This window comes from Nakamurella leprariae (assembly GCF_016918035.1).
GTDB classification, from domain to species: domain Bacteria; phylum Actinomycetota; class Actinomycetes; order Mycobacteriales; family Nakamurellaceae; genus Nakamurella; species Nakamurella leprariae.
On record NZ_JAERWK010000001.1, the window covers coordinates 159,921 to 173,905 of the forward strand.

At 74.9% G+C, this 13,985-nt stretch carries 14 protein-coding genes; 6 read left to right on the plus strand and 8 right to left on the minus strand.

All coding sequences use genetic code 11. From position 1 onward, the window contains the following. Positions 1–369 precede the first annotated feature (369 nt). A complete protein-coding gene (locus JL106_RS00790) occupies positions 370–1,047 on the plus strand; it encodes a ferritin-like fold-containing protein (RefSeq protein ID WP_205258760.1) in 678 nt (225 codons plus the stop codon). Here the strand turns inward: JL106_RS00790 and JL106_RS00795 are convergent. The 3 genes from JL106_RS00795 to JL106_RS00805 form a co-directional block, all read right to left on the minus strand. Next, a complete protein-coding gene (locus JL106_RS00795) occupies positions 1,030–2,967 on the minus strand; it encodes a prolyl oligopeptidase family serine peptidase (RefSeq protein WP_205258761.1) in 1,938 nt (645 codons plus the stop codon). The two genes, JL106_RS00790 and JL106_RS00795, sit on opposite strands and share 18 nt — an antisense overlap. A 252-nt stretch (positions 2,968–3,219) precedes the next feature. Then, on the minus strand, positions 3,220–4,083 hold the full coding sequence (locus JL106_RS00800) for an Fpg/Nei family DNA glycosylase (RefSeq protein WP_205258762.1): 864 nt from the start codon (positions 4,081–4,083) through the stop codon (positions 3,220–3,222). A 1-nt stretch (position 4,084) separates the two neighbouring features. Then, positions 4,085–4,792, minus strand: coding sequence for an MOSC domain-containing protein (locus JL106_RS00805; protein WP_205258763.1), 708 nt, complete (start codon positions 4,790–4,792; stop codon positions 4,085–4,087). 158 nt (positions 4,793–4,950) lie between these two features. Here JL106_RS00805 and JL106_RS00810 point away from each other — a divergent pair, with 158 nt between their 5' ends. The 3 genes from JL106_RS00810 to JL106_RS20510 all read left to right on the plus strand — a co-directional run bounded on the left by JL106_RS00810 (position 4,951) and on the right by JL106_RS20510 (position 7,463). Then, positions 4,951–5,637: an HAD family hydrolase gene (locus JL106_RS00810; RefSeq protein ID WP_205258764.1), complete on the plus strand. Its 687-nt coding sequence runs from the start codon at positions 4,951–4,953 to the stop codon at positions 5,635–5,637. A gap of 13 nt (positions 5,638–5,650) precedes the next feature. Beyond that, positions 5,651–6,445 carry a fructosamine kinase family protein gene (locus JL106_RS00815; RefSeq protein ID WP_205258765.1) on the plus strand — a complete coding sequence of 265 codons (795 nt, stop codon included), beginning with the start codon at positions 5,651–5,653 and terminating at the stop codon, positions 6,443–6,445. Between the two features lie 70 nt (positions 6,446–6,515). Next, positions 6,516–7,463, plus strand: a complete 948-nt coding sequence (locus tag JL106_RS20510; RefSeq protein WP_205258766.1) for a mechanosensitive ion channel domain-containing protein — start codon at positions 6,516–6,518, stop codon at positions 7,461–7,463. A 10-nt stretch (positions 7,464–7,473) separates the two neighbouring features. On the opposite strand, the gene JL106_RS21825 is transcribed toward JL106_RS20510, so the two are convergent. The 3 genes from JL106_RS21825 to JL106_RS00835 all read right to left on the minus strand — a co-directional run bounded on the left by JL106_RS21825 (position 7,474) and on the right by JL106_RS00835 (position 9,951). After that, on the minus strand, positions 7,474–9,150 hold the full coding sequence (locus JL106_RS21825) for a putative PEP-binding protein (RefSeq protein ID WP_205258767.1): 1,677 nt from the start codon (positions 9,148–9,150) through the stop codon (positions 7,474–7,476). A 4-nt stretch (positions 9,151–9,154) separates the two neighbouring features. Further along, the gene (locus JL106_RS00830; protein WP_205258768.1) at positions 9,155–9,421 is read right to left on the minus strand and encodes an HPr family phosphocarrier protein; all 267 of its coding nucleotides are present in this window, start codon (positions 9,419–9,421) and stop codon (positions 9,155–9,157) included. A 65-nt stretch (positions 9,422–9,486) separates the two neighbouring features. After that, a complete protein-coding gene (locus JL106_RS00835; RefSeq protein ID WP_205258769.1) occupies positions 9,487–9,951 on the minus strand; it encodes a PTS sugar transporter subunit IIA in 465 nt (154 codons plus the stop codon). A 164-nt stretch (positions 9,952–10,115) separates the two neighbouring features. Here JL106_RS00835 and rlmN point away from each other — a divergent pair, with 164 nt between their 5' ends. Next, positions 10,116–11,225 carry a 23S rRNA (adenine(2503)-C(2))-methyltransferase RlmN gene (gene rlmN / locus JL106_RS00840; RefSeq protein ID WP_236006400.1) on the plus strand — a complete coding sequence of 370 codons (1,110 nt, stop codon included), beginning with the start codon at positions 10,116–10,118 and terminating at the stop codon, positions 11,223–11,225. 63 nt (positions 11,226–11,288) lie between these two features. Here the strand turns inward: rlmN and JL106_RS00845 are convergent, their stop codons facing one another. Together JL106_RS00845 and JL106_RS00850 are read right to left on the minus strand one after the other, a co-directional pair. Beyond that, positions 11,289–11,627 (minus strand): DUF2631 domain-containing protein, encoded by a 339-nt coding sequence (locus tag JL106_RS00845; protein ID WP_205258771.1) that lies wholly within the window; start codon positions 11,625–11,627, stop codon positions 11,289–11,291. A gap of 131 nt (positions 11,628–11,758) precedes the next feature. After that, entirely contained in the window at positions 11,759–12,622 is an 864-nt protein-coding gene (locus JL106_RS00850) for a hypothetical protein (RefSeq protein ID WP_205258772.1), read from the minus strand. 107 nt (positions 12,623–12,729) lie between these two features. On the opposite strand from JL106_RS00850, the gene dxr reads away from it, so the two are divergent. After that, positions 12,730–13,914, plus strand: a complete 1,185-nt coding sequence (gene dxr / locus JL106_RS00855; protein ID WP_205258773.1) for a 1-deoxy-D-xylulose-5-phosphate reductoisomerase — start codon at positions 12,730–12,732, stop codon at positions 13,912–13,914. Positions 13,915–13,985: the final 71 nt, after the last annotated feature.

Below are 13,985 nucleotides of genomic sequence, written 5' to 3' on the forward strand. Positions count from 1 at the left end.
GGCGAGCGGGTGAAGGAGCGACCCGGGCCGGTCGGCCGGCGTGCCTGCTGCCGCACCGGACTCCGGGAGGGAGTGGCCGGCGGGCGACGCGCGCACAGAGTTGATCTGCTGGTGCAGGAACCGAGCGGTCCGACGTCGTGATCCGACTCGCCCTGATCAGACATCCTGATCAGACGCGGACACCCTGCGTTCTCCAGCATGGTACGTGCTCGACCGGCGCGACCGGGCTGACCACGAGGAACGACACGATGTGACATCCGTCGGCCCGTCCGGGCGCGGTCATCCGGCGGCGCGCGCACCCGCGGTGGCCCGGCCGCCAGCCGGACCGGGCACAATCGCAGGGTTCCGGCGTGAGGAGAACCGACCAGGATGGACGTGCAGCAGCACGAGGGCGCGAGCACCGCGGTGGCGCACGAGCAGGCGGAGGTCGACCTGCTCGGGGTGCTGGCCTACGGCGAACTGTCCGCGTTCGACCGGATGGCCTCGGACGCCCGGTACGCCCCGACGATGTCGGGCCGGATCGCGCTGTCCCAGATGGCGGCGGCCGAGATGGGCCACTTCCGGGCGCTGGCCCGCAGCCTGGCCGACCGCGGCGTGGCCGTCGAGGCGGCCATGGCGCCGTTCACCGGACCGTTCGACGCCTTCCACGACTCCACCGCCCCGCACTCCTGGCTGGAGTCGCTGGTCAAGGCGCACGTCGGCGACGGTCTGGCCGCCGACTTCTACCGCGAGGTCGCCGAGTGGCTCGACCCGCAGACCCGGGACCTGGTCTTCGAGGTGCTCGGTGACTCCGGGCATTCCGCCTTCGCGGTGCGCGAGGTGCGCAAGGCGTGCGCCGCCGACCCGCGCATCGCCGGCCCCCTGGCCCTCTGGGGGCGCCGGTTGCTCGGCGAGGCGATCACCCAGGCCCAGTACGTGGTGGCGGAGCGGGAGAGTCTGGCCGAGCTGATCATCAGCGGCTCGGGTGACCTGGCCGGCATCGCCGCGTTGTTCCGCCGCCTGCAGATGGGTCACACCGAGCGGATGAAGTCACTCGGCCTGGCCTGAGTCCCCGGTCCGCAGCGGCAACCGCGGCACCCCCGGCGGCTCGAATCCGAGCACCTGACCGGCGAACGACAGTTCGGCCTCCAGCGCGGTGACCCGGGCCGCCGCCGCCCGGAAACCGTGGCTCTCCTGCGGGAAGAGCACGAGCGCGTGCGGCACCCCGCGGGCGGCGCAGGCGTCGGCGAACACCTGCGCCTGCTCCGGAGGCACCACGGGGTCCAGCCCGCCCTGCAGCAGCAGCACCGGGGTGCGCAGCGTGCCCGCCGCAGTGAGCGGCGACCGGTCGACCCACACCTGCCGGTCGGGACCCAGCAGGGACTCCAGGTACCGGGACTCGAAGTCGTGGGTGTGCTCGCCCAGAGCGACCAGGTCGGCGATGCCGTAGGACGACATGCCACCGGCGAACGGGTGGTCGGGACGGGTCACCGTGCCCAGCACGGTCAGGCCACCGGCCGATCCGCCGGCGATCAGCGCCGCGCCGATGGTGCCGTCGGCCAGCAGGGCCCGGGCCACGGCGATCGCGTCGTCGATGTCCGCGCCGGCCCACCGGCCGCGGAGCGCGTCCCGGTACTCCCGGCCGTAGCCGGTGGAACCGCGGTGGTCGACCCCGACCACGGTGAAGCCGCGACTGGTGAAGTACGCGGTGCGGGCCGACCGGACCCGAGGCCACTGGGCGGTCGGGCCGCCGTGGATCTCCAGGACCGCGGGTGAGGTGCCGGGAGCGGCGGTGTGGTGCGGGTTGGTCGGCGGGTGGATCACCACGTGCACGCCGTCGACGGTCCGGGTGATTGCCTCGGGGATCCAGGCCGCGTCGAGCTCGGTGTCGGTCGCCCGGCGCAGCACCTGCGGCGCACCGAGCTGCCCGGGCGGCAGGTGCACCACCGATGTCGCGATCCGGTCGCCGCCGACGACCGCGGCGACCGACCCGTCCGGACCGATCTGCAGGTCGCCGCACCAGGACCACCGCTCGTCCACCGGGACCGGTTCGGTGCTGTCCGCGGCCAGCACGCCGAGCCGGCCGGCCGGGACGGTGATGACGGTGCCGTCCGGCAGTCGGCCCCACGAGCCGTGCCCGAGCTGCCACTGCGGCCCGGTGAAGTCGGCTGGATGGTCGGTGAGCGGGGTGGCGGTGCCGGCGTGCGGGTCGACCAGCGTCGGACGCCAGAAGCCGGTCGCGTCGCTCTGCGCCACGATGAGCACCCGGGCGTCGTTCGACGGGACGAACCGTGGCTCGACCACGCTGACGTTCGGGCCGCCGGCCACCGATCGCGCTCCGGTCGCGCGCCCTCCGGGACCCATCTCGGCCAGGTGCAGGACGGTGCCGTCCCATGGCATGGCGGGGTGGTTCCAGGAGATCCACACCAGTTCGCGGCCGTCCGGGCTGAGCTGCGGGGAAGCCAGGAAGTCTGCGGTCGGGACGTCCCGCAGCACGTCCTCGACGAGGTCGGCGTCGAGCGCGCCGCGCCCGTCCACCGGGATGCCGACGACCGTCCGGGTGATGCGGGGCCGTTCCTCCGCGGCCGGGAGGTGCCGTTCGCACACGGCCAGCAGCCGGGACCGCTGTGGGTCCCAGCTGAAGTCGCCGTACCGGACGCCGGCCGGCTCGTCGGGAGACGGGGTCAGCGGACGGGGCGCCGCGTCCGGCTGCAGCGGGTCGAGCAGGTACAGACGCTGGTCGGTGAACTCCACGAACGCCAGCAGCGGGACCTCGTCGGTCGGGTCGGTCGAGTCGGCCGGCGACCGGGGCACCGGGATCCAGGACACCCCGCCGTACTCGTGCACCCGGGTGCGGGCGTTCCACGGTGCGGGCAGCAGGTCGACCACGGGCGGCTCCCCGTCGGCGCCGGCCCGGCACACCACCACCCGGCCACCCTCGGACGGCCGGCCCTCGGACCACCACACCTGCTCACCGGCGAACCGCACCGCTTCGAGTGACCGGCCGGCGGCGACGGCGTCCTCGGCGGTGAGCGGGGAGGGCCAGGCACCCGGAGGAGTCGCGGGAGCGAGGGACGAGCGATCGCGGGCTCCGACCATCGGATCCGGAGGAGTCGCGGGAGCGAGGGACGAGCGATCGCGGGCTCCGACCATCGGATCCGGAGCAGTCGCGGCAGCGAGGGACGACGTCATCGGCGGATCGTCGCACGCGCTCCTCCACGCGTCGGGGCTGACCTGGCGTCAGCGCACCTGTTCCCGGGTGCACCACCAGGTCGAGCGACCACCGACGGTGCCGTGTTCCATCGCCGCCCGGCAGCGCGGGCAGCGGCCGCCTTTGACCCGGGCCGGGATGACCCGGCCGGTGTGCACCCCGCCCTGCGCGATGGCGTCGTCCAGCGCGCCCTTGAGGCTGCGGTGGAGCCGGTCCATCGCCGGGTCGTCGAGCTCGCTCACCGGGGTCGCGGGGTGGATCTTCGCCCGCCACAGCGCCTCGTCGGCCAGCAGGTTGCCGACGCCCGCCAGCACCGACTGGTCGAGCAGCCGTGCCTTCACCGGAGCGGTGGAGCGGCCCATCCGGTCGCGGAACCGGGCCCGCGGCAGTCCCAGGGCGTCCGGGCCCAGCCCGTCGACGGCCGGGTCCAGCCGCACCCGGCCGAGGCGCCGCTTGTCGAACAGCGCCAGCGTCCCGCCGTCGGCGAAGCGGAGCACGAAGCGGTCCCACTCGGGCTTGTGCGGCCCGGCGGCGCGCGAGGCCGCGCCGTAGGGGCCGTCGTCGACCGTCGGCCGCGCCGTGGGGTTCGGATCGCCGTCCAGGAACACCGAGCCGTCGGCGTCCCGGACGACCAGCACGCCGCCCATCCCGAGATGGATCCCCAGGTCCGGGCCGTCCGTGTCGGTTCCGTTCGGCGAGGTGGTGAGCCACATGGACTTGCCGCGACGGTGGGCCGCAGTCAGGGTCCGGCCGGTCAGCGCGCTGCGCAGCTCGCCGGGGCGGTGCGGTCGGGTGACGAACTCGTCGCGGTCGTCGACGTCGACGATGGTGCGGTCCAGGGCGTGGTCGGCCAGCAACCGTCGGGCCCGCTCGACCTCGGGCAGTTCCGGCACGTCAGGACGCCCGATCCGGGGCAGAGAGCTTGGCCAGCACCTTGATCCGGGTCGCCGGGGACAGCTGCGGCGCGGTGGCCAGTTCGGGAAGCAGGTCGGGCCGGTCCATCTGGGCGCGGAACGCGGTACGGACGGTGACGCCGTGGTCGGGTCGGGACAGCACGGTGATGGCGTCGCCGGCGCGGACCGACCCAGGGGTCAGCACGCGCAGGTACGCCCCGGGCGCGCCCCGTTCGGTGAAGCGGCGTACCCAGGCCCGCTCGGCCAGGAAGTCGGCGAAGGTCCGGCACGGGATCCGCACGTCGCTGATCTCCAGCTCGAGCGTCCGACCGACCTGCCACCGTTCGCCGATCAGGCAGTCGTTCACGTCGAGACCGGCGGTGGTGAGGTTCTCGCCGAACCCGCCGTCGCTCAGCGGGCGGCCGAGCTCGCGCTGCCAGACGTCCAGGTCCTCCCGGGCGTACGCGTACACCGCCTGGTCGTCGCCGCCGTGGTGCGCCAGGTCGCAGATGGTGTCCCCGGCGAGTCCGCCCAAGCCCACTCCGCGCGGCCCGGGGGCGCGCACGCCCACCGGCCCGTCCACCGGCCGCTTGTCGATCCCGGTGACCCGGCCGCGCGACCCGACCGTGCTCGCCGCGCCGACGTTCACCGACCGGACGACTGCCGGGCCGTCGAAGGTCGGGAGGAAGGGGTCCAGCATCTCGGACATGGATCGCACGGTAGTCGTCGCGATCTCCCAGTCGCGATCTCCCAGTCGCGATCTCCCCGGCGCGATCACCGGCGAGACCGGTCCGACGACCGGTCCCGTCGGTCTCCCGGCGTCACGCTCACTACCGTCGCGGTCGTGGACGACGACGGAGGACACCGGTGACGCGCATCGGCACGGTGCTGTGGGACATCGACGGCACCCTGCTGACCGCCGGCTGGGTCGCCGGTGGCGCGTTCCTGGACGCCGTGGAACAGGTCGCAGGTGCCCGGCCGGTGGCGGACGGACTGGACTTCGGCGGTCGGATCGACCCGGAGATCGCCGCCGCCCTGCTCGACGCGGTCGGCGCCGACGCGGCGCTGGTCGAGCCGGTGCTGGCCCGGTTCCGGGACCTGGCGACCGAGCGGGTGCGCGACTTCGACGCCCACGTCACCCTGTTGCCGGGAGTCCCCGAGCTGGTGGCCCAGCTGGCCGGGGCGGGCGTCACCCAGACCGTCGTCACCGGCAACCTCGCGCTGGTGGGCCGGATGAAACTGGCTGCGGCGCAGCTCGACCCGCCGATCGAGCCGGATCTCGGCGGATTCGGCGACGACGGCCGGGACCGGCTGGAGGTGGCGGCTGCGGCGTTGCGGCGGCTGGCCGACGCGGGGCGACCGCACTCGCTGCGGGACTGCTGGATCGTCGGCGACACGCCCCGCGACCTGACCTGCGCCCGCCTGCTGGGCGTGCGCTGCGCGTTGGTCGGCACCGGCCGCCGTCCGGCGGCGTCGATGGCCGAGCTCGGCGCCGACCTGCTGCTGGACGACCTGCAGGACACCGAGGTGCTGCTGCGGCTGTGGGAGCTGTGACGGCGGTGACCCGATGAGCAGGGGAGACGGGTACCCGGACGCGACCGGCGGCGGCTTCGTCAAGCGGCGCCCCGACGCACCGGACGGGTTCTTCGCGGCCGAGGCCGCGGGACTGGCCTGGCTGGCCGAGGCCGAACCGAACGGCGGCGCCCGGACGGTGCGCGTACGCGCCGTCGGGACCGGGACGATCACCCTGGAGCGGCTGCGCGAGGTGCCGCCGACCGCGGCGGCGGCCGAGGCGTTCGGGACCGCGCTGGCCGTCACCCACGCCGCCGGCGCCGCGGCGTTCGGGGCGCCGCCGCCCGGGTGGCAGGGCGACGCGTGGATCGGTCGGCAGGTGTCGCCCATGCGGTCGTTCGAGGCGTGGGGTGCGTCCTTCGCCGACCTGCGGGTGTTGCCCTACGCCCGGCGCGCCGCCGAGATCGGCCACCTCGGCGCGGACGGACTCCGGGCGGTGGAACGGGTCGCCGACCGGTTGCACGCCGGCGACTTCGACGACGACCGCCCGCCGGCCCGGATCCACGGCGACCTCTGGGGCGGCAACGTGCTGTTCACCGCGGACGGCGTCGTGGTGATCGACCCGGCTGCACACGGCGGCCACGGGCAGACCGACCTGGCCATGCTGGAACTGTTCGGCGCGCCGCAGCTCGCGCGGATCCAGGCCGCGTACGCCGAGGCCGCGGACCTGCCGGCCGACTGGCCGGAGCGCACCGGCCTGCACCAGCTCCACCCGTTGCTGGTCCACGCCGTGTCCCACGGGCCGTCCTACGGCCGGCACGCCGACCAGGTCGCCCGCCGCTACCGATGATCCCGACCGCGGGCGCTGCACCGGATCGGCGCCGGGGTTCCAGGACGGCGGCCACTGCCACCATGGACGGGTGACGGTTCCCCCCGCCGGTCCCCCGACCGCCCGATCGACCGACGATCCGACCAGCCCGCCGACCAGCCCGCCGACCGGGCCGACGCCTCCCGATGAGCGCAGCGGCTTCCGCGACACGCTCAGCCGCGTCGATCCGCGGGCCGGCCGGATCAATCTGATCAAGGCAGTCCCGGCCACGATCCTGGCCTTCGCCTGCTTCGCGGTCGGCACTCGGGTGGGGGACTACACCGGCACGGACCGGGTCGGGGCGTGGATCTTCGGCTGGACCGTGAGCATGCCCGCGGGATGGGGCCTCGTGCTGGTCATCGGCCTGGCCCTGGGGTTCGTCATCGCCGGGATCGTCGCCGTGCGGTCGATCGCCAAGGAACTCGCCCGGGTCAGCCGCAACCTGGGCGGGGTCGCCGCCGCGTCGGCCATCCGCCTGGTCACCCTGATCGTCGGCTACGTCATCGTCCTCATCGGCGCCATGACGGTGCTGCAACTGAACCTGGGCAACCTGCTGGTCGGCGGCGCGCTCACCGGCGTGGTGCTGGGCATCGCCGCACAGCAGACACTGGGCAACTTCTTCGCCGGCATGGTGCTGTTCTTCGCCCGTCCGTACGTCCCCGGGCAGCGGGTGCGCGTGCACACCGGCGCTCTCGGCGGGCCGTTCGACGGCACCATCATCGAGGCCAGCGTCATGTACACGTCCGTGCAGACCGACGCCGGGCTCATGCGGTTGCCGAACGCCGGCCTGCTGGCGGCGGCGGTGACGGTGGACCCCGCGCCGTTGGCCGACGCCGACGCCGACCACGACCCCGGGACTGAGCCGGCGGCCACGTCCAGTCCGCCCCGGCCGGTCGCCGCGGATGCCACCACGGCGGATCCCGACGCCCTCGAACCCGACCACGGCCTCGACGACCGAGCCGAGGACACCACCGTGCGCACCGGCCGCGGCACGTCCTGATCCGCGTCCGTCAGCGCCCGTCCAACAGATCCGGATCCGCCATCGCCTCGACGGCGGCGCGGGCGTGCGCGGCCGACTCCGCCGTCCGGGCGGCCGCGGCCATCGCCGTGCAGGTGGTGAGGTCGGTGCGGGACAGCGCTGACCGGACGGCCGGCACGGCGGGTGCGGCCATCGACAGACTGGTGGCCCCCGATCCGACCAGCACCAGGGCCAGCAGCGGGTCCCGCGCGGCCTCGCCGCACACCCCGACCGGGATGCCGGCCGACCGCCCGGCCGCCCCGGTCGCCGCGATCAGGTCGAGCACGGCCGGCTGCCACGGGTCCAGCAGCTCGGCCAGCGATCCGGCGGCGCGGTCGGTGGCCATGACGAACTGGGTGAGGTCGTTGGTGCCGATGCTCAGGAAGTCGCAGGTCGCGGCGATGGCCCCGGCGCGCAGGGCCGCCGCCGGCACCTCGACCATCGCCCCGGCGGTCGGCAGCCCGGCGGCGTGGGCACGATCGGCGAACCACCGGGCCTCGGCCGCGGTGGCGACCATCGGCGCCATCACCCACGGCTCGGTCCCGGTCCGGTCCGCGGCCCGGCGCAGCGCCCGCAGCTGGTCGTCCAGCAGGTCCGGGAACCGGGCCGCGGTGCGCAGTCCGCGCCGGCCCAGCGCGGGGTTGACCTCCGGCTCCCCGGCGGTGAAGGTGAGCGGCTTGTCGGCACCCGCGTCCAGGGTGCGGACCACCACGGGCCGTTCACCGAACGCGGCCAGCACCGCCGCGTAGGCGTCCGCCTGTTCGGCCTCGGACGGGGCCACCGTGCGGTCCAGGAAGAGCACCTCGGTGCGGAACAGGCCGACGCCCTCCACGTCCCGACCCGCGGCGGCCACCGCGTCGGCAACGGTGCCGACGTTGGCCAGCAGACGCACCGGGGTGCCGTCGCGGGTCGCCCCGGGGCCGGAGGTCGCCGTCCGGCCGGTGGCGCGGGCAGTGCGTCGCCGGGCCACCGCGGCGCGCACCGACGCGTCGGGGAACAGCACGGTCGTGCCCGCGGCCGCGTCCACCGCCACCAATGCACCGGTCGGCATGGTGCGGGCGCCGGCCACCCGGACCAGGCAGGGCAGGTCGAGCTCGGCGGCGAGGATGGCGGTGTGGCTGGTCGGCCCGCCCAGTTCCAGCACGATCGCGACGACCAGCCGCGGATCGAACGCCGCCACCGTGCTGGGGGCGAGGTCGGCGGCCACCACGACGGTCGGCCCGGTCAGCACGGGCAGACCGGGTTCCGGGACGCCCAGCAGCCGTGCGACGAGTCGGTCGCGGACGTCGCGCAGGTCGGTGACTCGGTCGGCCAGCACCGGACCGCCGGCGATCAGCACTGCGCAGAACCGTTCCACCGCCGCGTCCACCGCGTGGGTGACGGGAACGCCCTGCTCGACCCGGGCCTCGACGTCCGCGAGCAGGCTGGGATCCAGGGCCATGAGTGCCGTCGCCTCGAGCACCGCCGCGGTCGTGGCGTCGGTGCCCGCCGCCCGGTCCCGGAGCGCCCCGGCGACCGCTCCGGTGGCCGTCCGGACCTGCGCCATCGCCCGGACCGGGTCGCCGGCCGCCTCGTCCACCGGTGGACGGACCGGCGGCGCCAGCTGCACGACCCGGCCGATGGCCGCGCCGCGACCGACGCCGATCCCGGGCCAGCGTGCCGGGGTCACCGCTTCAGGCGTCGTGGTCGGTCTGCAACAGCTGGACCAGTGCGTCCAGCGCCGTCTCGGCCCCCTCGCCGTGCGCCTCGAGCACCACCTCGTCGCCGTGCCGGGCGCCGAGCCCCATGACCAGCAGGATGCTGCGGGCGTCGACGGGCACGCCGCCGGCCCGGGCGATGGTCACCGCCAGACCGGTGGCCGTGGCGGCCTGCACGAACAGGGACGCGGGACGGGCGTGCAGGCCGACTCGCGAGGCGACCGCGGCCGTTCGGGTGGGCATCGGGCGAGCTCCTCGTTCCGGGGGACGACGGTGGACACGGTGCCGGCGGCGGCCGGCGGGTCGGGTCAGCGCGGCGCGAGTTGCTCCCGCAGGAAGTGCGCGACGGTCTCGGGGTCGGTGGCCTCGACGATGGTCCGGCGGAAGCCCGGCCGGACCAGCCGGCGCGCCAGCGACGCCAGGATGGTCAGGTGTTCGCTGCCGGCCCCGTCCGGCACCCCGATCAGGAAGATCAGCGTGGCCGGTCCGTCCGGGGCGCCGAAGTCGACGCCGTCCAGTGCGGTGGCCACCCCCAGGCTGGGTGCTGTGACGGCCGCGGACCGGGCGTGCGGTAGACCCACGCCGCCCGGCATGCCGGTGGCCATCTGCTGCTCCCGCGCGGCCACGTCGGCCAGGAACCCGTCCAGGTCGGTGACCCGGCCGGCGGCGGCGAACCGGCCGGCCAGCTGCCGGATGGCATCCTGCCGGTCACTGGCCCGGAGCTGCAGCACGACGAGGTCGGCGGTGATCAGGTCGCTGCTGCTGCCGGTCATGGGGCGTGTCCTCCAGGGGTCGGCGTGCGGTCGGGGGACGCGCGGACGGTGTGCACCGGCACGCTATGTGTGACCGTCGTCTCGCGCCAACCGGGCCCCGGGGCGCCTCCGCGCCGCGGCGGGCCCCGGACCTGGGCCGATCGGCGTGGAACACTGATCAGGCCATGACGAAGTCCCTGCCGCTCGTGTTCACCGCCCCCCGCCGGGCGCTGCCGCCGACCCACCTCGCCGATCTCGATGCCGACGCCCGCCGTGCCGCGGTCGCCGACGCCGGCCAGCCCGCCTTCCGCGCGGACCAGCTCGCCCGCCACTACTTCGGCAACCTCACCCGCGACGCGGCTGAGATGACCGACCTGCCGGCCAACGGCCGGGACGCGCTGGTGACCGCCCTGCTGCCCGAGCTGCTCACCGAGGTGCGCTCGCTGGCCTGTGACGACGACACCACCCGCAAGACGCTGTGGCGGGCGCACGACGGCACCCTCATCGAGTCGGTGCTCATGCAGTACCCGGACCGGGTCACGCTGTGCGTCTCCTCACAGGCCGGCTGCGGCATGGCCTGCCCGTTCTGCGCCACCGGTCAGAGCGGGCTGCAGCGCAACCTGTCGACGGCGGAGATCGTCGAGCAGGTCCGGCTGGCCGCCAAGGCGTCCCGCGACGGCGCGCTCGGCGCCCCGGCCCGGCTGTCCAACATCGTGTTCATGGGGATGGGCGAGCCGCTGGCCAACTACTCGCGGCTGCTGCGGGCGATCCGGTTGATCGCCGCCCCGGCGCCGCACGGTCTGGGCATCTCGGCCCGGTCGATCACCGTCTCGACGGTCGGGCTGGTGCCGGCCATCCGCAAGCTCACCGAGGAGGGGCTGCAGGTCCGGCTGGCGGTGTCGTTGCACTGCCCGGACGACGAGCTGCGCGACTCCCTGGTACCGGTGAACCAACGCTGGAAGATCGCCGAGGTGCTGGACGCGGCCCGCGGGTACGCCGACCGCACCGGTCGGCGCGTGTCCATCGAGTACGCGCTGATCCGGGACGTGAACGACCAGGCCTGGCGGGCCGACGAGCTGGGCCGCATCCTGCGCGAGGCGCTCGGCCAGCTGGTGCACGTGAACCTCATCCCGCTGAACCCGACGCCGGGCTCGCAGTGGGACGCCTCCCCGAAGCCGGTGGAGCAGGAGTTCGTTCGTCGGGTTCGGGCGGCGGGCGTGTCCTGCACGGTCCGCGACACCCGCGGTCAGGAGATCGCCGCGGCCTGCGGGCAGCTGGCCGCCGAGGGCGTCTGACCCAGGACACACGAACGGGCCGGTCCGGCGGTGCTCCCGCCGGACCGGCCCGTCCGCGTCGGATCAGGGGCGCCGCGACTGCTTGCGCTTGAGCGCTCGGGTGCGGAAGGCGATCCACACCACCATCAGCGCGGCGATGGCCCAGAGCCAGTAGTTCTCGACGTTCGACACGTGATTGCCGATGAAGAACATCAGGATGAGGACCACGACACCGGAGACGAGCAGGATGTTGCTGCCGCGCGGTGCGAACTCGCGCCACGACCCGTGCCAGCCCCAGTCCTGGCTGGGTGCGTCCGGGTTGTAGCGGACGGCGGGGTGCTCGGGGATCTCCAGCGTGCTGCCGGCCACGTGCGTGGCGGCACCCTCTTCGCCGCCGGTGGGCTGCTCGACTGTGTTGGCCACGGGCACCTCTTCTGATTCGCATGCCGTACTCGGACGTCGTCACGCGCGGGCGCGACAGACGGCGCCCATGTTCTCACGGACCGGTGACCGGGCCGGGACAGGTCCCACCGGGTGTCCTCAGGCCGGCCCCGTCAGCCGGCCTGCGCGGCGCCGGTCGGTTCGGCCAACGGCACCCGGTCCGCCAGGATCACCGCGGTGAGCCGGCGGGCGCCGTCCACGGTATCGGCCTGCAGGGTGAGCTCGGCGCGTCCGGCGTCCACCCAACCGGTCACCGTCGCGCCCGGCGCGAGCGCCCGCGGCGCCCTGACCGCCGACCCGTCATCGCATGGCAGCAGGTCCGTCTCGGCGTCGATGAGCAGGTTGGGGATGACGCCGTCGACCGGGCGGTTGGTGAAGACCCGCCCGTCCAGCGTCGTCCGGCCGGCGTCACCGGGCGCCACGGTGATGGACCAGGACCGCTGCGGGGCTCCCGTGCCGTCCGGCACCACCGAGTACGCCGCCACGTTGGGCACTCCGGTGGGATTGATGCCCAGACTGAACCGCAGCTGATCGATGGGCCGCTCGGATCCCCACCGGGCCGGCCGGTCCAGGGCCAGGTCGACCGGCAGCGAGTACGTCGAGGTGCCGCCGGTGTCGGCGCAGGCGCCGAGGACGGTGACCGTGACATCGGCGCGGCCCCGGTACTGCGCCGGCAACTCGACGTCGGATCCGGGCAACGTGACGGCCGGCTCGGTCGTCGGGCCGGCGCCCGTCGGGTCGGGCGGGCCGCCGGCGTCGGTGCTGGATCCGCCGGTGGTGCTCGGCGGGGGCGTCGTGCCCGGGTCGGGCGCGATCGGACCCGACGGCTCCGGCGACGGCGCCGCCGCACCGGACGTGGTGCTGGTCACCGGGTCTGCGGCCCCGCCGGTCCCGGTGACGTGGACCAGGGCGACGGCCACGCCGACCGAGGCCACCAGTGCGACGACGATCCCGATCCACACCCATCGGGGGCTCACGCTGCCGAGGGTCGCCACGTGGCCAGTATCGTCCGCCGGCCCGGCGCCCGGCACCGTCGTCCCGTCGCACGACGACCGCGGCCGGCCGGTGCGGCAGACTCCTGGACGTGTCCACCGAGCCGCCCGCCACCCCTGCCGACCGTGCTCCCGGGACCCGCCGCCGGGTCGTGCTGCTGGGCAGCACCGGATCGATCGGCACCCAGGCCCTGGCGGTGATCGCCCGCCATCCCGACCGGTTCCAGGTCGTCGGACTGGCCGCGGGCGGCGGCCGACCGGACCTGCTGCAGGCACAGGCGGCCGAGCACCCGGACGCCGTGATCGCTGTCTCCGGCGGCGAACCGGTCGACCTGCCCGGCCGCACCGTGCTGCGCGGGCCGGGCGCGGCCGCCGAGCTGGTGAGCATCGTCGAGGCCGACGTGGTGCTCAACGGCATCACCGGCTCGGTGGGTCTGGCGCCCACCATCGCCGCGCTGCGCGCCGGCCGGACCCTGGCCCTGGCCAACAAGGAGTCGCTGGTCGCGGGTGGGTCGCTGGTGACCGGGCTGGCCGCGCCCGGGCAGATCGTGCCGGTCGACTCCGAGCACAGCGCGCTGGCTCAGTGCCTGCGTGGTGGGCGGAGGTCCGAGGTCGCGGCGTTGGTGCTGACCGCCTCCGGGGGACCGTTCCGCGGGCACACCCGGCAGCAGTTGGCCGACGTCACGGTGGCCGAGGCGTTGGCCCATCCCACCTGGGCGATGGGTCCGGTCGTGACGATCAACTCGGCCACCCTGGTCAACAAGGGCCTGGAGCTCATCGAGGCGCACCTGCTGTTCGGAGTGCCGTACGAGCGGATCCAGGTGGTGGTGCACCCGCAGTCGGTGATCCACTCGATGGTCACCTTCCACGACGGGTCGACGCTGGCCCAGGCCAGCCCACCGGACATGGCCCTGCCCATCGCCCTCGGTCTGAGCTGGCCGGAGCGGCTCGACCGGGTCGCGCCCGCCTGCGACTTCGGCACCGCCGCGGCCTGGACCTTCGAGCCGGTCGACCACGAGGCGTTCCCGGCGTTGCAGCTGGCCCGGGCGGCCGGCACGGCCGGCGGCACCGTCCCGGCCGCCTGGAACGCGGCCAACGAGGAGGCGGTGACCGCGTTCACCTGCGGTTCACTGCCGTTCACCGGCATTCCGCAGGTGCTGGCAGGCATCCTGGACGAGGCCGACCGATGGACCGGCAACCCGCGCGACCTCGACGACGTCCTGGAGACCGAGCGATGGGCGCGGGCGCGGGCCCGCGAGCTGGTCGCCCGCCGCTGACCGGCCGTTTCCGGCCGACCGGCACGACGCACTTCCACGACACAGGCCGGCAGCGGCCCGGCAGGCAGGAC

Bases quoted from the DNA above. Each gene is read 5' to 3' on its own strand.
- JL106_RS00815 (WP_205258765.1), top strand. From the start codon at position 5,651: ATGAGCAGGGGAGACGGGTACCCGGACGCGACCGGCGGCGGCTTCGTC.
- JL106_RS00790 (WP_205258760.1), top strand. From the start codon at position 370: ATGGACGTGCAGCAGCACGAGGGCGCGAGCACCGCGGTGGCGCACGAG.
- JL106_RS00805 (WP_205258763.1), bottom strand. From the start codon at position 4,792: ATGTCCGAGATGCTGGACCCCTTCCTCCCGACCTTCGACGGCCCGGCA.
- JL106_RS00830 (WP_205258768.1), bottom strand. From the start codon at position 9,421: ATGCCCACCCGAACGGCCGCGGTCGCCTCGCGAGTCGGCCTGCACGCC.
- rlmN (WP_236006400.1), top strand. From the start codon at position 10,116: ATGACGAAGTCCCTGCCGCTCGTGTTCACCGCCCCCCGCCGGGCGCTG.
- JL106_RS00835 (WP_205258769.1), bottom strand. From the start codon at position 9,951: ATGACCGGCAGCAGCAGCGACCTGATCACCGCCGACCTCGTCGTGCTG.